Source organism: Microbulbifer maximicatervae (SeqCode) (genome assembly GCF_052468095.1).
The window spans coordinates 5041105-5061340 of sequence record NZ_CP174332.1; the positions used below are offsets into that span (position 1 = coordinate 5041105).

Genomic DNA, 20236 nt, shown 5'->3' on the forward strand with positions numbered 1-20236 from the left:
ATCGTCTACCGGGGTTGCCCCCCCTTCAGCCAAGGGGTTATTGCCCATGTTTTCATTAATGTAACATGTTGATTTATAAGACTTTTTTTTGCTTATACATGATTTGCCGGGCACTAATAAAAACAACTAAATCAAAAACCTCTCTCTAAGAAATACATTTATTCATTTATATAAACTTGAGAGAGTCCAAAAAATGATTTCCTTAGAGAAAGAGCTCGATATGCATGGAACTGAATAGTCTCCGTTTTTACAGCTTTACATGCGTCTACCAACTAGAGTGCAGGAATATGCTTGTAGCCAATTGCTGACTCACACCTACTGCCTATAAAATGTGCGCCCCCAGTTGTAACCAGTAGCAGCCACTATGGAATTCCCTAAGACCTATGATGTGATCGTGATCGGCGGAGGCCACGCAGGTACCGAAGCCTCACTGGCAGCGGCACGTATGGGAGCTTCCACTCTGCTGCTGACCCACAATATCGAGACCCTTGGACAAATGTCTTGCAACCCGGCGATCGGCGGTATCGGCAAGAGTCATCTCGTGAAGGAAGTCGATGCCCTCGGTGGCGCTATGGCAACGGCAACAGACCTGGGCGGAATTCAGTTCCGGGTCCTCAATGCCCGCAAAGGCCCCGCAGTAAGGGCAACTCGCGCCCAGGCCGATAGAGCCCTGTATCGCGCCGCTATCCGTTCAATCCTGGAAGCACAGGAAAACCTGGAGATCTTCCAACAAGCGGCGGATGACCTGATTGTCGAAGGTGAACGGGTTGTGGGCGTTGTCACCAATGCGGGGGTGCGCTTTCGCGCCAAGACAGTGGTACTGACCGCAGGGACTTTCCTCGGTGGGCGTATACACATCGGCTTGGATAACCACGCCGGCGGCCGCGCTGGAGACCCGCCCTCGATTGCCCTTGCAGATCGTCTGCGCGAACTGCCTTTCCGCGTCGATCGCCTCAAAACTGGCACCCCTCCCCGTATTGATGCCCGCTCGGTAGATTTCAGCGAGCTGGAGGAACAGTGGGGGGATAGCCCCACACCGGTGATGTCCTATTTGGGCAGCCGCGATCAGCACCCGCGCCAGGTCTGCTGCTGGATTACCCACACCAATGCCCGCACCCATGAAATTATCCAGGGGGGGCTCGATCGCTCGCCCATGTATTCCGGCGTGATTGAAGGGATTGGCCCGCGCTACTGTCCCTCCATCGAAGACAAGGTGCACCGCTTTGCGGACAAAGATAGCCACCAGGTGTTTATCGAGCCTGAAGGGTTGACCACCAACGAGCTGTACCCCAATGGTATTTCCACCAGCCTGCCCTTCGATGTACAGATTGAGCTGGTGCACTCCATCAAAGGCTTTGAAAAGGCGCATATCACCCGCCCTGGCTATGCAATTGAGTACGATTTCTTCGACCCGCGCGACCTTTTGCCGTCCCTGCAAACCAAATTTATCCAGGGGCTCTACTTTGCCGGCCAGATCAATGGCACCACCGGCTACGAGGAAGCGGCTGCCCAGGGACTCCTGGCTGGCGCCAATGCCGCCCTACAGGCCCAGGAGCGCGAAGCCTGGGCCCCGCGTCGGGATGAAGCCTACCTGGGCGTGCTTGTGGATGATTTGATCACCAGCGGCACTAAAGAGCCCTACCGCATGTTTACCAGCCGCGCGGAATATCGCTTGCTGCTCCGTGAGGACAATGCTGACCTGCGCCTGACCGAAAAAGGTCGCGAATTGGGCCTGGTCGACGATACCCGCTGGGCAGCGTTCAGTGAAAAGCGCGAGGAGATCGCTCGGGAGACCCAGCGACTACAAGATACCTGGGTGCACCCAAAGACGCCCCAGGCCGCCTCTGTAGAAACCAAATTGCCGCAGCCATTGGCGCGGGAATATAGCCTGATGGACCTGTTGCGCCGTCCGGAACTGGGCTATCAGGATGTGGCGGGCCTCAAAGGGGAAGCGGTAACCGACGAGCAGGTTGCCGAACAGGTGGAAATTTCGGCCAAGTACGCCGGTTATATCGATCGCCAGCGCGAGGAAATTGAGCGTTTGCAGGCCTACGAAGATACCCAGATCCCGGCGGACTTCGACTACAGCGGTATTTCTGGTCTGTCCAATGAGGTTAAGCAAAAGCTGGGAGAGACCCGCCCAGATACCCTGGCGCGGGCCTCGCGAATACCGGGCGTGACGCCCGCATCCATATCCCTGCTGTTGATCCAGTTGAAAAAGCGCGGGCTGCTGAAGCGCAAAAAAGCGGTATAAATCGGTTTTCCACAGGGTATCCCGCGAGGCCCTGCGGGGTTTGAATTTCGCGGGACTACTGGGGGATAGACCCATTTCTCACTCAATGGAACAGTTTCGTCCGCGCCTGTTAGAGGCGGCGGCACAGATGTCGGTGGTACTCAGTGACCGGCAGCAGGATCAGCTACTGGAATACCTGGCGCTTTTCGCCCGCTGGAACAGTGCCTACAACCTGTCCGCCATACGCGACCCGGAGCAGATGCTGGAGCGCCATATTATCGACAGCCTCAGTGTGGTAAATCTCTGTGGCGAAGGCTCTTTAATCGATGTGGGTAGCGGTGGCGGCCTGCCAGGGATTCCCCTGGCAATTGTGCATCCGGAGCGCGCCATCACCCTGCTCGACAGCAATGGCAAGAAGACCCGCTTCCTGTTCCAAGTCGCCAGCACCCTGCCCCTGCCCAATATCACGGTAGTCAATGAGCGGGTAGAAGCCTTTGTGCCAGAACAGCCTTTTGCCGGTGTGGTGTCCCGCGCCTTTGCCTCCATAGAAGATATGGTCAATGGCAGTGAGCACATGTTGGCACCCTGGGGTCGTTTTTATGCCATGAAGGGCAAGCTGCCTGAGGATGAGTTGAGCGCTCTGCCAAAAGGCATTAAGGTCGAGCAGGTGCACCGGTTGTCGGTGCCCGGCTGCGACGGTGAGCGACATATGATTCAGCTCTGTCGCACAGAATAAGATGATAGTTTGGCGGGTTTGTCGCCCGCCCAATCCTGCTCCCCTATCGTGGGGCACAACAGCCGCCGCCCGAAGCCGAGCCGGCGTCGGGGCAAACGCACCCGGAAACAACAAAGGACAAGAATCTTGAGCAAGATATTTGCTGTGGCCAACCAGAAAGGCGGGGTTGGCAAGACCACTACCTGCGTCAACCTGGCCGCATCTTTGGTTGCCAACAAGCGGCGCGTATTGCTGATCGACCTGGACCCCCAGGGCAATGCCACCATGGGCAGCGGTGTGGATAAAAGTGACCTTGAGGTGTCCGGTTACGATGTGCTGGCCGCTGAATTACCCGTTGAGCAGGCCATTGTATCCACAGAGAGCGGTTTTGATTTGATCCCGGGCAACGGTGACCTGTCTGCGGCAGAGGTGGAGTTGCTGAATCTGGAGGGCCGCGAATCCCGCCTGCGCCGCGCCCTGGCTGCGGTGAGTAATCGTTACGACTACGTGATTATCGACTGTCCGCCATCGTTGAATATGCTGACCGTAAACGCCCTCTGTGCAGCTCACGGCGTCTTGATTCCCATGCAGTGTGAATACTATGCCCTGGAGGGGTTGTCAGCACTGGTAGACACCATCACCCAGATCCAGCAGGCCGCCAATCCGGACCTGAAAATCGAGGGTATCTTGCGCACCATGTACGATCCGCGCAACAGCCTCACCAGCGAAGTGTCGGCGCAGTTGCAGGAGTTTTTCGGCGATCGTCTGTATCGAACCTGTATCCCGCGCAATGTCCGTTTGGCAGAGGCTCCCAGCTTCGGCAAGCCGGCGCTGGATTACGACCGCCATTCGAAAGGGGCTATTGCCTATCTGGCACTGGCTTGCGAAATCAATCGCCGCCATCCCGCCAATCAATCTTCCAATAAGAAAAGCCGCCCTGTGGCGGAAGCCGTATAAGGGGTAATTACTATGGCCGCCAAACGCAAAGGACTGGGCCGGGGTTTATCCCACCTGATCAGCAATAAAAACAGCACCGCGATCGCCGAGGCTACCGGTGAAGCTGAAACCGAAACCGCCGTGGTCGACGGTGAGCTGAAGGAGTTGCCGATAGAGTTTTTGCAGCGCGGCCGCTACCAGCCACGCCGGGATTTTCCACAGGAATCCTTGCAGGAGCTGGCGGACTCGATACGCGCCCAGGGCATTATGCAGCCGATCGTCGTGCGCGGTATCGGTGAGCAGAGCTATGAAATCATCGCCGGTGAACGGCGCTGGCGCGCGGCCCAATTGGCGGGACTGGAGAAAGTGCCGGCACTGGTGCGCAGCGTTTCCGATGAAGCTGCCATCGCTATGGCGCTGATTGAAAATATCCAGCGTGAAGACCTGAATCCGGTAGAGGAAGCTGTAGCCCTCAAGCGTTTACAGGATGAGTTCAAGCTGACCCAGCAGGAAGTGGCCGATGCGGTGGGCAAATCCCGTACCGCAGTAACCAACCTTTTGCGACTGTTGAGTCTCAGTGAAGAGGTACGGACTTTCCTGGAGCGTGGCGATCTGGAGTTGGGGCACGCCAAAGCCCTGCTCGGTCTATCCGGTGCCACCCAGCGCTCTGCTGCGCGCCAAGTGGTCGAGCGCAGCCTTACCGTGCGCCAGACAGAGGCGCTGGTGCGCCGTTTACAACAGCCGGCTGCCCCCGCACCGGAAAAACCGAAGCCCGACCCCAATATCCGTCGCCTGACTGAGCGCCTGGCAGAAAAAGTCGGAGTGCCCGTATCTATCGATCACAACGATAAAGGCAATGGCCGCCTGGTACTCAAATACACCACTCTGGAAGAGCTGGATGGAATCCTGGCCCACCTGGGTTACGCCGAGGACTGAGGCCACAGGGAAATGCGCGTCCTAGTGGCGCGCGCAATAACTGTTGGCAAATACTCACTGCGGCGAGTAATTCCGTGCAAAACCTCCTGAAAATCAAATAAGTTGACGACATTTGCCGGTTGAATCGGCGATGCTGTTGCCGCATAATTCGCACGCCCAAATTTTGGGCGGACAGCGCAAAAAAAGTCGGCTTATCCCGTCTATGACAAAACCCCCGGTATTACGAATAGCCGCGGTACAGCTTCTGCTGATATCGGTGGCCAGTGCGGCACTGCACTTGAGCGGTAAACCGGTGACTGCGCTCTCCGTATTTATCGGCGGTGCCCTGTGTGCACTGCCCGGAGCATATTTTGGCAGGCGCGCCTTTCGCGATAGCGGTGCGCGCGCGGCCCATCGCGTGGTAGGCAATTTCTACCGCGCGGAAACCGGCAAATTTATATTGACCATGGCAGGTTTTGCAGCGGTGTTTGCCACCGTCAAGCCACTGAATGCCGCGGCGCTTTTTATCAGCTACGTCCTCTGTGTAATCGTGCAGTGGATTTTGGTAGCGCGCATGGTCCGCTAGCCGGTGGATAAGAAAAAAGAATTCTTACTTTTACGATTGTTGAGGAACTATGGCAGGCGAAGCTCAAACCGCGACGGGGTATATCCAACACCACCTGCAAAATATGACTTACGGCAAGCTGCCGGCCGGGTATACCCGCGCCGACGGTACTGTGCTGAATGAGTCTACTTGGACTATGGCGCATTCCTCCCAGGAAGCTGCGGATATGGGCTTTTGGGCCCTGCACGTAGATACTCTGGGCTGGTCTATCGGCCTCGGTCTGATTTTTTGCTTCCTGTTTGCCCGCGCAGCCAAGAAGGCCAGTGTGGACAAGCCCACAGGCTTCCAGAGCTTTGTGGAGCTGGTTACCGACTTTATCGACAAGCTGGTTAAGGAAACCTTCCCCCACCGCAACACTATGGTTGCCCCGATGGCTCTGACCATCTTTGTGTGGGTGTTCCTGATGAACCTGATGGACCTGGTACCGGTGGACTGGCTGCCGATGGCTGCCGCCAAGATCTCCGGCAACGATCACCTCTTCTTTAAAGTGGTTCCGACTACCGACCCGAACGCCACCCTGGGTATGGCCCTGGCGGTGTTTGCGCTGATGATTTTCTTCAGTATTCGCGAAAAAGGTGCCATCGGCTTCCTTAAAGAGCTGACTCTGCACCCTTTCCATACCGGCAAGTTGTTCTTTGACATCCTGCTGATCCCGGTGAACTTCCTGCTGGAAGCAGTATCCCTGATCGCCAAGCCGATCTCCCTGGGCCTGCGTCTGTTCGGAAACCTCTACGCCGGTGAAATGATCTTTATCCTGATCGCGATTGTCTTTGGCGTTGGCGTTCTCGGCTTTATTGGTGCAGGCCTCCTGCACATGGGCTGGGCGATCTTCCACGTACTGGTAATCGTGCTGCAGGCGTTCGTATTTATGGTATTGAGCACCGTGTACATGGCGATGGCACACCATCGTGACGATGAGCACGAGCACGATCAATAAGTTTTTAACCCTTTTTTCGACCTTTACAACAACTCTTTAACTTTGATTTGGAGAACACAATGGAAGCATTAGGTCTGGTTTACATCGCAAGTGCACTGCTGATCGGTCTGGGCGCCCTGGGCACCGCAATCGGTTTCGGTACTCTGGGTGGCAAGCTGCTGGAAGGTTCCGCTCGTCAGCCTGAACAGGCTCCGGCTCTGCAGGGCAAGATGTTCCTGATGGCTGGTCTGCTTGACGCGGTTCCGATGATCGGTGTTGGTATCGCTATGTACCTGATCTTCGCCGTAGCTCCTGGTCTGGTTTAATTACGCCGTTCCAATTGCCCTTAACCCTATTTAAAGAGCAAGAGGTGTCGGAGTGAATATCAACCTGACTCTAATCGGCCAGTCGATTACTTTCCTGTTTTTCGTCTGGTTTTGCTGGAAGTTTGTTTGGCCGCCGCTTTTGGGCGTGATGAAAGAGCGTGAGCAGAAGATCGCAGATGGTCTCGCTGACGCCGAACACGCACAGAAAGACCTGGAACTGGCCAAGCGTAAAGCTGCCGAGCAGTTGAAGGAAGCCAAAGATCAGGCTAACGAGATCATTGATGGTGCCAACAAGCGCGCCAACCAGATTCTCGATGAAGCCAAGCAAGCGGCTCAGTCTGAAGGCGATCGTCTGAAAACTGCGGCCAAAGCTGAGATCGACCAGGAAGTGAATCGCGCTAAAGAGCAACTGCGCAGCCGTGTGGCAGACCTGTCTGTCCTGGGTGCGGAGAAGATTCTCGCGGTCAATATCGACGCTAAGGCGCACGACGACCTGATCGATAAACTGGCAGCCGAGCTGTAAGCGAGGAACCCAATGGCGGAACTCAGCACACTGGCCCGGCCCTACGCTAAAGCTGCATTCTCTTATGCGCAGGAAGCCTCCCACTTAGGTGGTTGGAGCACTGCGCTGAGCACTGCGGCAGCGGTCAGCCAGAACGAAAAAGTGCGTGAGCTGCTGGATAACCCCCAGCTCACCAATGAAGAGCGCGCAGATAAATTCCTGTCGATCTGTTCAGACGAACTCGGCGAGCACGGAAGGAACTTCATCCGGTTGCTGGCGGAAAACAACCGCCTGCAGCTGCTGCCGGAAATTTCCGAACTGTTCGAAGAGCTGAAAGCGCAAGCGGAAGCCACCCTCGAGGTGGAAGTTGTTTCCGCGCACGCCTTGAGCGATGCACAGGCGCAAGCACTGGGCCAAAAGCTCAGCGCGAAGTTTGAACGCGAAATACATCTGCACAGCTCGGTGGACGAGAGCCTGCTGGGCGGCGCGATCATCCGCGCCGGTGATACAGTCATCGACGGTACCGTACGCGGCCGTCTGGCCAAGCTCGCCGAGGCGATGAACTCCTAAATTACTCTCCCCGTTGGCGTTAGCCGGCGGGGACTTGAGGAACAGAGCATGCAGCAACTGAATCCCTCTGAGATCAGTGAAATCATCAAGAGCCGCATCGAAAATCTCGATGTGAGCACTGAAGCCCAAAATGAGGGCACCATTGTTTCCGTATCCGACGGCATCATCCGCATCCACGGCCTGGCCGATGTGATGTACGGCGAGATGATCGAGTTCGAAGGCGGCGTTTACGGTATGGCGCTGAACCTGGAGCGCGACTCCGTTGGTGCTGTAATCCTGGGCGACTACAAGGCGCTGGCTGAAGGCCAGAAGTGCCGTTGTACCGGCCGCATCCTGGAAACCCCCGTTGGCCCGGAATTGCTCGGCCGCGTTGTAGACGCGCTGGGTAACCCGATCGACGGCAAAGGCCCGCTGAACAACAAGCTGACCGATGCGGTAGAAAAAGTAGCGCCTGGCGTTATTGCCCGTCAGTCCGTTGACCAGCCTGTACAAACCGGTTTGAAAGCGGTTGATACCATGATCCCGATTGGCCGTGGCCAGCGTGAGCTGATCATCGGTGACCGTCAGATCGGTAAGACTGCTGTGGCGATCGACGCCATCATCAACCAGAAAGGTACCGGCGTTAAGTGTGTCTACGTTGCCGTGGGCCAGAAGCAGTCCTCTATTGCCAACGTAGTGCGCAAGCTCGAAGAGCACGGCGCTATGGATCACACCATCGTAGTAGCCGCTGGCGCCGCCGATCCGGCAGCGATGCAGTTCCTGGCTCCCTACGTCGGTTGTACCATGGGTGAGTACTTCCGCGACCGCGGTGAAGACGCCCTGATCGTATACGATGACCTGACCAAGCAGGCTTGGGCCTACCGTCAGATCTCCCTGTTGCTGAAGCGTCCGCCTGGACGTGAAGCCTACCCCGGTGACGTTTTCTACTTGCACTCCCGTCTGCTGGAGCGCGCAGCGCGTGTAAACGCCGACTACGTAGAGAAGTTCACCAACGGTGAAGTGAAAGGCAAGACCGGCTCTCTGACCGCCCTGCCGATCATCGAAACCCAGGCCGGTGACGTATCTGCGTTCGTACCGACCAACGTGATTTCCATTACCGACGGCCAGATCTTCCTCGAGACCGATCTGTTCAACTCCGGTATCCGCCCAGCGATCAACCCGGGTATCTCTGTATCCCGTGTAGGTGGTGCAGCGCAGACCAAGGTGATCAAGAAGCTGTCCGGTGGTATCCGTACCGCTCTGGCTCAGTACCGCGAACTGGCGGCATTCTCCCAGTTTGCCTCTGACCTGGACGAAGCTACCAAAGCCCAGCTGGATCACGGTGAGCGCGTAACCGAGCTGATGAAGCAGAAACAGTACTCTCCGCTGTCTATCGCGGACATGGCTGTTTCCGTTTACGCCGCCGACAAGGGTTACCTGAAAGAAGTAGAAGTTGCCAAGGTTCTCGATTTCGAAGCCGCCCTGCTCGCTTACATGAACAGCGAACACGCAGAGCTGATGGAGAAAGTGAACAGCACTGGTAACTACAACGACGAAATCGACGCAGCTTTCAAAGCCGCTATCGAGAAGTTCGTCGCTACTAGCAGCTGGTAAGAACTCCCTGGAGAGCGCGAGAGAGCGGCGTGTCCGCTCTTTCGGAATCTAACTTCCAGCGAACAAGGTAAATCACTATGGCAGGCGGAAAAGAAGTACGCACAAAAATTGCCAGCATCAAGAGCACGCAGAAAATTACTGCCGCAATGGAAATGGTTGCAGCCAGTAAGATGCGCAGGGCTCAGGATCGCATGGCACTGGGGCGTCCCTACGCCCAGCGCATACGCGCAGTGATCGGCCACGTCGCCAACGCTTCGGCCGAGTACCAGCATATTTACCTGCAAGAGCGCGAGGCCAAGCGGGTCGGTTTTATCCTGGTATCCACTGACCGCGGACTCTGTGGTGGCTTGAACGTCAATATGTTCAAAGCCGCTATTCGCGAGATGCAGGCGTGGTCCGAGAAGGGTGTCGACGTCGAAGTCTGCGCGGTAGGTAACAAGGCGGCCAGTTTCTTTAATGCCATCGGCAGCAAGGTTGTCGCAGCGGTGCGCGATCTGGGCGATGCGCCCCAGGCCAACCAGCTGATTGGCTCAGTTAAGGTAATGCTGGACCGTTACGCAGAAGGCGATATCGATCGCCTGTTCCTGGTATCCAATGAGTTTATCAACACCATGTCCCAGAAGCCGCAGGTTGAGCAATTGCTGCCGCTGCCGAAGGACGAAGATGAAAAACTCATGCACGAGTGGGACTACCTCTACGAGCCGGATCCGGTTGAATTGCTGGATGGATTGCTGGCTCGCTACATCGAGTCCCAGGTATACCAGGCAGTAGTTGAAAACAAAGCCTGTGAACAGGCAGCGCGTATGATCGCGATGAAGAGCGCCACCGATAACGCCGGTGAGCTGATCGATCAGTTGCAGCTTGTCTACAACAAGGCGCGCCAGGCGGCCATTACCCAGGAACTGTCCGAAATTGTCGGCGGTGCGGCGGCGGTTTAATCCGCTGCCAGTAATGGTCAGCCTAGAAAGAATTTAAAGCTGAGGATCCGGAAATGAGTAACGGGCAAATTGTGCAAGTGATCGGAGCGGTCATCGACGTGGAATTCCCACGCGATTCTGTTCCGAATGTATACGACGCACTGGTGGTTGAGGACAAGAACCTCACCATGGAAGTGCAGCAGCAGTTGGGTGACGGCGTGGTACGCGCTATTGCCATGGGTTCATCCGAAGGTGTCAGCCGCGGTCTGTCCGTGCGCAATACCGGCGCTCCGGTTTCTGTACCGGTTGGCCTGGAAACCCTCGGTCGCATCATGGACGTGCTCGGCAACCCGATTGACGAGTGTGGCCCTATCGGTGAGAAAGAGCGCTCCTCTATCCACCGCGCTGCGCCGACCTACGAAGAGCAGTCCAGCTCTACCGAACTGCTGGAAACCGGCATCAAGGTAATCGACCTGGTTTGCCCGTTCGCCAAGGGTGGTAAGGTTGGTCTGTTCGGTGGTGCCGGTGTAGGTAAAACCGTAAACATGATGGAACTGATCAACAACATCGCTACCGAGCACTCCGGTCTGTCCGTGTTCGCAGGTGTTGGTGAGCGTACCCGTGAAGGTAACGACTTCTACTACGAGATGGCTGAATCCGGCGTTGTTGACCTGGAAAATAAAGCCAACTCCAAAGTGGCGATGGTTTACGGCCAGATGAATGAGCCGCCCGGCAACCGTCTGCGCGTAGCCCTGACCGGCCTGACCATGGCGGAGAAATTCCGTGATGAAGGTAAAGACGTACTGTTGTTCGTCGACAACATCTACCGCTACACCCTGGCCGGTACCGAAGTATCCGCACTGCTGGGCCGTATGCCTTCTGCGGTAGGCTACCAGCCGACCCTGGCGGAAGAGATGGGCGTTCTGCAGGAGCGTATTACCTCCACCAAGACTGGCTCTATCACCTCTATCCAGGCGGTATACGTACCGGCGGATGACTTGACTGACCCATCTCCGGCGACCACCTTCGCGCACTTGGACTCCACTGTAGTACTGAGCCGTGATATCGCCGCTAAAGGTATCTACCCGGCTGTTGACCCGCTGGACTCCACCTCTCGTCAGCTGGACCCACAGGTGATTGGTCAGGAGCACTACGAAGTGGCTCGCGGCGTACAGTCTGTACTGCAGCGCTACAAAGAGCTGAAGGACATCATCGCGATCCTGGGTATGGACGAGCTGTCTGAAGAAGACAAGCAGACCGTAGCCCGCGCCCGTAAGATCGAGCGTTTCCTGTCCCAGCCGTTCCACGTTGCGGAAATCTTCACCGGTGCACCAGGTAAATACGTTTCCCTGAAAGAAACCATCCGTGGCTTCCAGGGCATCCTGAACGGTGAATATGACCACATGCCGGAACAGGCCTTCTACATGGTGGGAACCATCGACGAAGCTGTGGAAAAAGCCAACAAAGCCAAGGGCTAATCGAGAGAGGCATATACTATGGCCATGACAGTACATTGTGACATTGTCAGCGCCGAGCAGTCTCTCTTCTCCGGACTGGTAGAGATGGTGATTGTGAGTGGTATCGAGGGTGAGCTGGGTCTCTCCTACGGTCACGCTCAGTTGCTCACCGCTCTGAAAGCCGGTCCGGTGCGCATCATCAAGCCCGGTGGTGAAGAGGAAGTACTGTTCGTCAGCGGTGGCTACGCCGAGGTACAACCTAATATGGTGACTATCCTCGCCGATGTAGCCGAACGTGAGATCGATGAAGACGCCGCGCAGAAGGCCCGCGAAGAAGCGGAACACGCCCTGCACAAGGCGCCGTCTGAAGTCGACTACGCGCGCATCTCAGCCCAGCTGGCCGAAGCCGAAGCGCGTCTGCGTACCCTGCAGGCAATTCGCAAGGCGGCCGGTAAGTAAACAGTTCTTACCTACTCGTAAGGCCTGTTTTCAGGCGACAAAAAAGCAGCTTCGGCTGCTTTTTTTATTTTTCTGGAAAACTCCAAAAGACTCTTACCCCCCCTACCCTGCTCACACCTTCTAACGACTATAGTTACACGTGATGTTTGTATGTTTTTGGATTGAAGAAGCTATCAACTATGAAATGGATGTTAGTTGTCGCGTATTTACTATTCGTGTTTGCCCCTTTGACTGCTAACTCTAACGTAGTGACTGCAGCCTCTATTAAAACTAGTAACAAACCTACTACAGCTGAAAATCTAAAGTCCCCCAAAGCGTTGCTACTTCATGGAAATATCACTTCGCCTATATATGTAAACCCAGGAAACACTGTGCCTGAACACTTAGTGGAATTTGGATTCTTTCATTCCGGGTGGACTATAGATGAAATTGCTGAGGTGTCGCAATTTACTACTTTTGTAGACGTCTATTTCAATGAAATCGGTATTATGAAGGCCGCAAGGGCTCATGGATTAAAAGTATGGGTACAATTAGCTCCGATCTTTTTCGATGGCTATCCTACCTTCAGAAAACGAGCTGATTATTTGGAGCGGTGGGAAATAGCAAAGAAACGACTTGAGCCATTTAGTGACATAATTATGGCCTTCGATTCGTTAGATGAACCATTCCATCGCTCAAAATTAAGTAATCAAACGTTAAAGCTATATCTTGAAGAAATTGCTCAATTAGTTAAAGAAAGCTTTCCTAACGCAAAAAGAGCAATTACATTTATGAATGAAACTGTGAGGAAATCGAAGTTTAAGAATTTAATCCCTAAGAAATATAATTTACTTGGTGTAAATTACTATGTAGGAGAAAACTTCCAGCAACAATTGGTAGAAAAGCTAATGATAAAGACATCGCATTTAGATGTTGAATATTACTTAATACCGAGAGCATTTAAAACATCGAATAGAGGTTTCGGTAGTATTTCAGAACCACAAATAATTAGCCAGGCACGCCAAGCTTATAATTTTGCGATAGCAAACCCCAAGATTATCGCCATTTATCCGTTTGTTTGGGAAAGCATTTATGGCAAAGACGACTACTACCTCGGGGTGGACAATCTAGAGCGAGTACAAGAAGAGTATCGAAAAATAGGTCACGCAATATCAAACTCCAGATAAACTATTTTTTATTACCCATTATATAAGTGCTGTATATAGCTCTATCGTCGCCAAGAACCTGAAGTGCAAATAGTTTTTCTTCAAGTGTCTTTACAGACTTCATTCTAAACTTCATTAAATCAGTTGACTCTAAATCAATAACAATAAAATCTGCCTCCTTTCCTTTTTCAAAATTTCCAACTCTTTTATCGATATCCAGTGCTTGTGCAGATCCTAAGGTCGCAAGATAGAAAGCTTTAAGTGGAGAGAGTGTCTTTATACCACTGGCATCTTCAATCGACTTCTGTAGCTGAACTACCTTATAGGCCTCATCCATAGTCTCTAACATCGAGAAACTGGTGCCGGCCCCCACATCGGTTCCCAGGCCCACACTAACATTAATTTCTTCAGCTCTATTAAGCGGGAATAATCCGCTCCCTAGAAACAGATTAGACGTTGGGCAAAAAGCTATAGCGCTACCTACCGAAGCCATAGTTTCCATCTCTTGGTCATCCAGGTAAATACCATGAGCAAACACTGAATGGTCGCGATTTAATCCATATATGTTATAAACATCAAGATAACTATTTGCTTCTGGAAACAATGATTTTACCCAATTAATTTCATCCTTATTTTCGGAAACATGGGTATGCATATACACATTGGGATATTCATCTAGTAACTTAGCTGCCTGCTTAAGCTGCTCAGGAGTACTTGTCGGGGCAAATCTTGGAGTAATGGCATAGCTCAATCGATCCCTATTATGCCAACATTCGATCAGCTTCTTGCTATCGGAATAGGCACTTTCGGGTGTATCTTGCAGATATTCTGGGGCATTGCGGTCCATCAGTACCTTACCTGCAATTAGTCGCATGTTCTCCCGTTGAGCAACTTCAAAGAGAGCATCTACAGACTCTGGGTGAACGGTACCAAACACAAGTGCTGATGTTGTGCCATTCTTAAGTAACTGACTAATAAAGAACTCTGCAACTTCCTTCGCGTGTTCTTTATCGGAAAATTTACTTTCAGTTGGAAAGGTGTATTCTTTAAGCCACTCTAATAATTGCTCGCCATGAGCCGCAATCATCCCTGTTTGTGGATAGTGAATATGAGAATCGATAAAGCCGGGAAGTATTAACTTGCCGCGATAATCTACAATCTCTGCGTCTTTTTGTTTTTCCGAAATTTGTTGTTCAGAAATTATCCCTGCAATTATTCCATCTTTGACAATTAATCCGCCATCCTCAATATACTCATAAGCTTTATTGGTCTTCGCCGGGTCGGCTGTAAAATGAAGTATGTCACCTTGAAATATAGTTGTATCTGCATAAACAAAGTTGCTAGAAGCTGAGAGTAACAAAAATAATTTAGCTATATTGGACTTTATACTGCTGCTTAGGGATAAAGTTTCGACCACCAGTTCACTCCGTTAAAACAATAAGCAAACCTATATATTTAGCATTTGAAAGATAATGTGACAAATTTATTTCGGTACTCTCTAGAAGAACTGGAATATAAAACAACAAATTAACTTATATATTGAGTAATAACCTGCTTAAAAATACAGAAATTTGATTTGTATATTTTGTATTTTGAAAAAACTTAATCAATTACATCTAAACTTGTACTTAAATCCAGATTGAAGGCTCTCAATCCATGTTTAAACATCCAGATCACGTAACAGTAGTTGTTACGAAACTAGAGGAAAGTGTCAGTTTTTTTGAACTGCTGGGTTTTGAGCTTCTACTCAAAAATTTTCTAACTGGAGAGAAAGCGTCGCGGTATCTTCAGGTCGATAATGTAGAAGCAGATCACTTTACGATGGTACTAAAGCAGTCATCCCCGAAGTTTGAGATACAGCTACTTCACTACCGATATCCAGCGGTTAAAACTAATCCATCACTAATTGACTTGGCAAGGCCCGGTTATAACCATCTGTGTTTGAAGGTAGATAATTTGAATGAGGCTTTAGAATATTTATCGAAGCAAGGAATCAGCACAAGAAGTGGAATATTGGAATATCAAAATAAAAAATTAGCTTTTCTCTTGGGGCCAGAGAATATAACTGTTGAATTAGCCGAGTGAATTGTCCAAGCAAATAGATAGTATTTTTACTTAATAACTTGACATGTAAATCTCTCGAAGAAATGATACTTGCCTAGCTAAAATTTATGTTTCCACATAAATTCGAGATATTGACATGGCAAATGAAATCATCTTTTATACGAATCCTCAGTCGAGAGGCTGTATTGTTCGATGGATGTTAGAGGAGATATCGGTACCCTATCAAACCAAAGTACTTGAATATGGCGAAGACATGAAATCGCCAGAATATCTTGCTTTGAATCCCATGGGGAAAGTTCCAACACTAGTGCACGACAACAAAATAATAACTGAAGCAGCAGCAATATGTGTCTACTTGGCAGATGTATTTTCCGATTCAGGTTTGTCTCCGATAAATAACGAAGAGCGTGCCAATTATTACCGATGGATGTTTTACTCAGCTGGACCATTGGAGTCCGCCATCGTGAATAAATATATCTTCGATGAAGATGAGGTTAAAGATAAACAGCAAATGTTGGGTTACGGTAATTATAAACTTGCACTAGATACGCTATCTGGTGCAATAAAATCAAACCCGTATATTGTTGGAGAACGTTTTACAGCAGCAGATGTATATATTGGTGCACAGCTGGGGTGGGGGTTACAGTTTGGAACTATAGATGGACGTGAAGAGTATCAGGAGTATGTAAATCGTTTATCTCAACGTAAAGCATTTCAACGAGCTCAAGAACTTGATGCAGCTTTGGAAAAAGACATGAATATAAGCCCAGCTTAAATATAAATACATTTTGTTTGAAATAAAAGGTCAGAAACTATATTTCTGACCTTTTTGATTTATCCCAAATACTAGTTTTTAACTAAAAATTCCGCTTTTTATTTGCCGGACAGCTCTGTTGAATCGAAAACGATCATTTCTGTCTATAGAAGTATTTTCATCCATCATATGCTCATAATCACTTTCAACTACTTTGAGATAATCTAGTGCTTCATCTTTATCCCCCTTCATTGCAATAAGATATGAGCGAGACAAGCACATTCTTAATTTGTGAGCATCTGTTAGATGTTCTTTAGGATGATTATCGTGGAGCTTCAAGCATTCCTCTAGGCTAGCTTCGGTGAATGGGTCGTATTCAGCTACTTCCTTAGGAATTGGTTTTTTACACTTATAGATTGAGCTTGAGAATACTTGCCCATACCAGTCGAAATAATCTTCAAGATATCCCATGGTTACTTTAATCCATGGTAAACGATCAAAGAAAAAATCTTGATTAATGAAAAATGATTCGCCCTCAATAAGCTTTGGCATAAACTCTGCTGAAACATGTTTATTTAGGTCCTGAGTTTTACATACATCAATAAAACAAATTTCAATTGGATTATCAGGCCAGGAAAACTCATTAAAATCACCGATATTTAGTTCAATCAATGATTGAAATGGAGAAATACTATTTTCTAGTATTGGAACAAAAGATTCACCAAACTTATAGGTTAGTGAGTCACACTCCCAAACACGATCCGAACCATTTGCAGGTTTAGGTAGAAAACCCAATTCATAACTACTAATAGGTTTACTATCCAATATATTTGAATTTCTGTTGTTTGAAAAATCTGAGTTACTCATCAACCCATGTGCGAGAGAAACCACAGATGCTCCCATAAAGCTTCCGGCATCAACAATATGCCCTTTTTGTTGGAAGTTTTTTGACGCCAATGAATAGAGTAATTTGCGTTCGGCAATCGAAACCATTCCTGGTGTCTCAAATACGCTCTGTGGAACTTCAGTTTTAGAAAATGAAATTTCTGGGTGTACATAACAACCCCTTGCAATTTCCGCATCATCAATTTCGTACATTATTTTGCTCCGGAAAAAAATTGATTACTTAGCGTAAGCTACACAAAAAACAACATTTGTCTTCATTTCATCCAGTGTAATATCAGGAATTTCTTCTCTTACCCTGGTCTCTATTTCCGGAGTTAAACGCTCTAAAACATTACTATGGGAAGGCTGTAGTTCCCAGGTTTCGATATTAAAATACTTACGTGTTAATGCGCGTAATTCATCGATTCGAATGCGATTTAGATGTGTGTGTAAATAGTGGTCATGTGGCAAATGGCGAACAATATTAATATGGTTCCAATCACAAAACTTAAGATGATCTGGATTCCCTTCATCCAAAACTGATGGATTATGAGGAGGCATATGGTGCCCACTCCAGCCATAAAAGTTGTGATGCAGAAATATAATTTTTCCTCCTTTGGTTAACAACCCCGCAATATCCTCGAATACACCCTCAATTTCCAATAGGTGCTCAGTGACATTGTGTAGGCAAACCGTATCAAAGGTCTTTATGCCGACGAGATCGCGGGTAGAGCACTGGCGTAGATCAATATCCGGGATTAAATCCATGATGTCCTGGCCGGACATTGGAGCGTTAACCCACTTTCTTATCCTTTTATTGCGAACCCTCCTGGAGTCTAAAGACATTGCTGGGTCTACACCGGTATAACTGTTTGCTCCAGCACAGAGGTAGCCCATGGCATAGCCGCCAAAACCACAACCGACATCTAAAACATTGCACCCTTGTACATATTTATGTAATTTTCTTGGCCATGAGCAGTAGCCGAGTTCAACGGCACTAGTGATGAGATCCGAATCAAAATTCTTCAGTGCATGGCGTATATTAGTGCAGTTGTGGAAAAATGCGATTTTAGCTTGCAATTCATGATTATCCCAATCTTCTAAAGGTTCTATTTTCTTTAGTTGTTTTGCTGCCTTTGAGCGGGAAAGTTTTGAAAATGCAGGGTGAGAACGGGAAGTGTCTAAAATTTCAATCGCTTCCCTGGCGTTATTTTCGATTCGTATCAGTTTGACTTGGTCAAAGACTTTCAGAGCTCGTTTATGTTCTGGATTGCACTTGATTGCTATTTTTATATCTTTTTCAGCTTGATCTATGTCTCCTTTAGCTATATTTAGCATAGCGGAGATTATTCTCATGCCTACATGGTGTGGATGTCTTGAGATGAAGGTCAGCGCATACTTATCACAATTTAGAATCGACCCATTTTTTGATTCGGCATAGCACAGGAAATAAGTAGCCGGATGAAAAGGGTTGAGATCGGCAATTGGACGCAATAACTCTCTCGCCAGGTCTATTTCTCCAGCTAATGCAGCTTGCTTCCCTTGTTCAAAGTTATCCAGCTGATTGATTTCTAAAGTAGACATTTAATTTTCCAAGTAATGGTAACCAGGTTTTTTGGCGTGGATATTGACTTGCATGCTGCAAATAGGTGCAGTTGCGCTCGATTTAAATCAAATATAATAAGATTGCTTATTATTGAGTACATGCTCGCAGCTAGCACTGATTTTCTTAAGCTATGAAAATATTCATAAATGTGAAAGTTGGAGCTGTCAAATAATAAATTTATTTTCTCTGAGAAAACTATTCAAGGTGCAATCTATAAAAGTTGGCGCGGATGCTAACTCGTATAATCGGTAAAGCTGGAAAGCCTGTGTTATAAATTGGATTTTGTAAGATTCACGTTATCCAATTAAGCAGCAGACGATAACACCTCAATCCTGAATAAATTGATCTGCCAACGGCCTGGTTGGCAAAACTTGTGGAGGTGGCTCTTTGAAACTGATAATAGTCGGTGGCGATGGCTTTTGTGGATGGCCAACCTCATTACATCTGAGTAATTTAGGTCATGAAGTTATTATTATTGACAATTTTTCTAGAAGAAAAATTGATAGTGAGCTCAATGTAGAATCATTAACACCGATTCGAGAACTGAAAGAGCGTATTGATACCTGGTTTGAATTAACGGGAAAGGTTATTCGCTTTGTGGAGTTGGATGTTTCCCAGAAATTTAACGATCTTGTAAATCTCTTAGAGGAGGAAAAGCCAGATAGTATAGTTCATTTTGGTGAGCAGCGCGCTGCGCCCTATTCGATGAAAAGCAGCTCTACTAAGAATTATACGATCGCTAATAATATTTGTGGTACTCATAATATTCTCAATGCGATTGTAGAGACGCAGCTTGATATTCACTTGGTTCACCTCGGTACAATGGGAGTGTATGGTTACGGCCATGAGGAGCCCATACCAATACCTGAAGGTTACTTGGATGTAAAAATAGAGACAGTTGATAATCGTCAAATTTCAGACTCTATCGTTTATCCGCCTAATCCCGGCTCCATTTACCATATGACCAAGACGATGGATTCGCAGATGTTTCAGTATTATGCGAAAAATGACAGGCTTCGTATTACTGACCTTCACCAGGGGATTGTTTGGGGAACGCAGACTGAACTCTCTAGTTTGGATGAGCGTCTGATAAATCGTTTTGATTATGACGGGGACTACGGCACAGTCCTAAATAGATTTCTAATGCAAGCGACTGTCGGTTTCCCACTGACTGTTCATGGCACAGGTGGTCAAACTCGCGCATTTATCCATATCTCTGATACTTGCAAATGTATTGAGCAGGCACTTTTACATCCACCGGAGCTCGGTGAACGGCCACTGATTCTCAATCAGATGGCGGAAACGCAAACACTTTCCGATCTTGCACAATTAGTTCAATCACTGACAGACTGTGAAATAAGTTATCTGCCAAACCCTAGGAAGGAGGCAGAGAGAAATGATCTCAATGTAAAAAATGATTTACTTCGTTCATTTGGATGGCAGCCGATTCTTATTAAAGATAGCCTTCTGCAAGAAATTACAGATATAACAATGCAATATCAAGATCGGGCTGATCATACAAAAATACCTTGCGTTTCTTATTGGACAAAAGGTAATAAACTTGCCGATATTTCCTATCGGGAAAAAACTAGTGAAGTTACTGAAACCATTTCCTAGT

At 49.2% G+C, this 20236-nt stretch carries 20 protein-coding genes; 17 read left to right on the top strand and 3 right to left on the bottom strand.

Annotation, left to right across the window (positions count from 1 at the left end; genetic code table 11):
• Nucleotides 1–364 precede the first annotated feature (364 nt).
• From mnmG to ACJJIL_RS22470, 14 genes are all read left to right on the top strand, one after another.
• Nucleotides 365–2254, top strand: a complete 1890-nt coding sequence (gene mnmG / locus ACJJIL_RS22405) for a tRNA uridine-5-carboxymethylaminomethyl(34) synthesis enzyme MnmG (protein ID WP_445360809.1) — start codon at nucleotides 365–367, stop codon at nucleotides 2252–2254.
• Nucleotides 2255–2339: 85 nt separating this feature from the next.
• On the top strand, nucleotides 2340–2969 hold the full coding sequence (rsmG, locus tag ACJJIL_RS22410) for a 16S rRNA (guanine(527)-N(7))-methyltransferase RsmG (RefSeq protein WP_444915122.1): 630 nt from the start codon (nucleotides 2340–2342) through the stop codon (nucleotides 2967–2969).
• A 126-nt stretch (nucleotides 2970–3095) separates the two neighbouring features.
• Nucleotides 3096–3905, top strand: coding sequence for a ParA family protein (locus ACJJIL_RS22415; protein WP_020413891.1), 810 nt, complete (start codon nucleotides 3096–3098; stop codon nucleotides 3903–3905).
• 12 nt (nucleotides 3906–3917) lie between these two features.
• Nucleotides 3918–4820, top strand: a complete 903-nt coding sequence (locus tag ACJJIL_RS22420) for a ParB/RepB/Spo0J family partition protein (RefSeq protein WP_282930568.1) — start codon at nucleotides 3918–3920, stop codon at nucleotides 4818–4820.
• Between the two features lie 202 nt (nucleotides 4821–5022).
• The gene (locus tag ACJJIL_RS22425) at nucleotides 5023–5385 is read left to right on the top strand and encodes an ATP synthase subunit I (protein ID WP_282930569.1); all 363 of its coding nucleotides are present in this window, start codon (nucleotides 5023–5025) and stop codon (nucleotides 5383–5385) included.
• Between the two features lie 49 nt (nucleotides 5386–5434).
• Nucleotides 5435–6361, top strand: coding sequence for a F0F1 ATP synthase subunit A (atpB, locus tag ACJJIL_RS22430; protein WP_282930570.1), 927 nt, complete (start codon nucleotides 5435–5437; stop codon nucleotides 6359–6361).
• A gap of 59 nt (nucleotides 6362–6420) precedes the next feature.
• The gene (atpE, locus tag ACJJIL_RS22435) at nucleotides 6421–6666 is read left to right on the top strand and encodes a F0F1 ATP synthase subunit C (RefSeq protein WP_020413895.1); all 246 of its coding nucleotides are present in this window, start codon (nucleotides 6421–6423) and stop codon (nucleotides 6664–6666) included.
• 52 nt (nucleotides 6667–6718) lie between these two features.
• Nucleotides 6719–7189, top strand: coding sequence for a F0F1 ATP synthase subunit B (locus tag ACJJIL_RS22440; RefSeq protein ID WP_282930571.1), 471 nt, complete (start codon nucleotides 6719–6721; stop codon nucleotides 7187–7189).
• Between the two features lie 12 nt (nucleotides 7190–7201).
• Nucleotides 7202–7738 (top strand): F0F1 ATP synthase subunit delta, encoded by a 537-nt coding sequence (locus ACJJIL_RS22445; protein ID WP_445360810.1) that lies wholly within the window; start codon nucleotides 7202–7204, stop codon nucleotides 7736–7738.
• A gap of 48 nt (nucleotides 7739–7786) precedes the next feature.
• Entirely contained in the window at nucleotides 7787–9331 is a 1545-nt protein-coding gene (gene atpA, locus ACJJIL_RS22450; RefSeq protein WP_108735090.1) for a F0F1 ATP synthase subunit alpha, read from the top strand.
• Nucleotides 9332–9408: 77 nt separating this feature from the next.
• Nucleotides 9409–10269: a F0F1 ATP synthase subunit gamma gene (atpG, locus tag ACJJIL_RS22455; RefSeq protein ID WP_282930573.1), complete on the top strand. Its 861-nt coding sequence runs from the start codon at nucleotides 9409–9411 to the stop codon at nucleotides 10267–10269.
• Between the two features lie 53 nt (nucleotides 10270–10322).
• Nucleotides 10323–11726: a F0F1 ATP synthase subunit beta gene (gene atpD / locus ACJJIL_RS22460; RefSeq protein WP_282930574.1), complete on the top strand. Its 1404-nt coding sequence runs from the start codon at nucleotides 10323–10325 to the stop codon at nucleotides 11724–11726.
• Between the two features lie 18 nt (nucleotides 11727–11744).
• Entirely contained in the window at nucleotides 11745–12164 is a 420-nt protein-coding gene (locus ACJJIL_RS22465) for a F0F1 ATP synthase subunit epsilon (RefSeq protein WP_108735087.1), read from the top strand.
• Between the two features lie 179 nt (nucleotides 12165–12343).
• Complete coding sequence (locus tag ACJJIL_RS22470; RefSeq protein WP_444918640.1) at nucleotides 12344–13330, top strand: hypothetical protein; 987 nt, start codon at nucleotides 12344–12346, stop codon at nucleotides 13328–13330.
• Between the two features lies 1 nt (nucleotide 13331).
• Here the strand turns inward: ACJJIL_RS22470 and guaD are convergent, their stop codons facing one another.
• Complete coding sequence (guaD, locus tag ACJJIL_RS22475) at nucleotides 13332–14726, bottom strand: guanine deaminase (RefSeq protein ID WP_445360811.1); 1395 nt, start codon at nucleotides 14724–14726, stop codon at nucleotides 13332–13334.
• Between the two features lie 239 nt (nucleotides 14727–14965).
• Here guaD and ACJJIL_RS22480 point away from each other — a divergent pair, with 239 nt between their 5' ends.
• Together ACJJIL_RS22480 and ACJJIL_RS22485 are read left to right on the top strand one after the other, a co-directional pair.
• Complete coding sequence (locus tag ACJJIL_RS22480; protein ID WP_445360812.1) at nucleotides 14966–15394, top strand: VOC family protein; 429 nt, start codon at nucleotides 14966–14968, stop codon at nucleotides 15392–15394.
• Between the two features lie 115 nt (nucleotides 15395–15509).
• The gene (locus ACJJIL_RS22485) at nucleotides 15510–16148 is read left to right on the top strand and encodes a glutathione S-transferase family protein (protein WP_445360813.1); all 639 of its coding nucleotides are present in this window, start codon (nucleotides 15510–15512) and stop codon (nucleotides 16146–16148) included.
• 78 nt (nucleotides 16149–16226) lie between these two features.
• Here the strand turns inward: ACJJIL_RS22485 and ACJJIL_RS22490 are convergent, their stop codons facing one another.
• Both ACJJIL_RS22490 and ACJJIL_RS22495 read right to left on the bottom strand, forming a co-directional pair.
• Complete coding sequence (locus ACJJIL_RS22490) at nucleotides 16227–17225, bottom strand: hypothetical protein (protein WP_445360814.1); 999 nt, start codon at nucleotides 17223–17225, stop codon at nucleotides 16227–16229.
• A gap of 24 nt (nucleotides 17226–17249) precedes the next feature.
• Nucleotides 17250–18596, bottom strand: coding sequence for a methyltransferase (locus ACJJIL_RS22495; protein ID WP_413663866.1), 1347 nt, complete (start codon nucleotides 18594–18596; stop codon nucleotides 17250–17252).
• 409 nt (nucleotides 18597–19005) lie between these two features.
• Here ACJJIL_RS22495 and ACJJIL_RS22500 point away from each other — a divergent pair, with 409 nt between their 5' ends.
• Nucleotides 19006–20235, top strand: coding sequence for an NAD-dependent epimerase/dehydratase family protein (locus ACJJIL_RS22500; protein WP_413663865.1), 1230 nt, complete (start codon nucleotides 19006–19008; stop codon nucleotides 20233–20235).
• Nucleotide 20236: the final 1 nt, after the last annotated feature.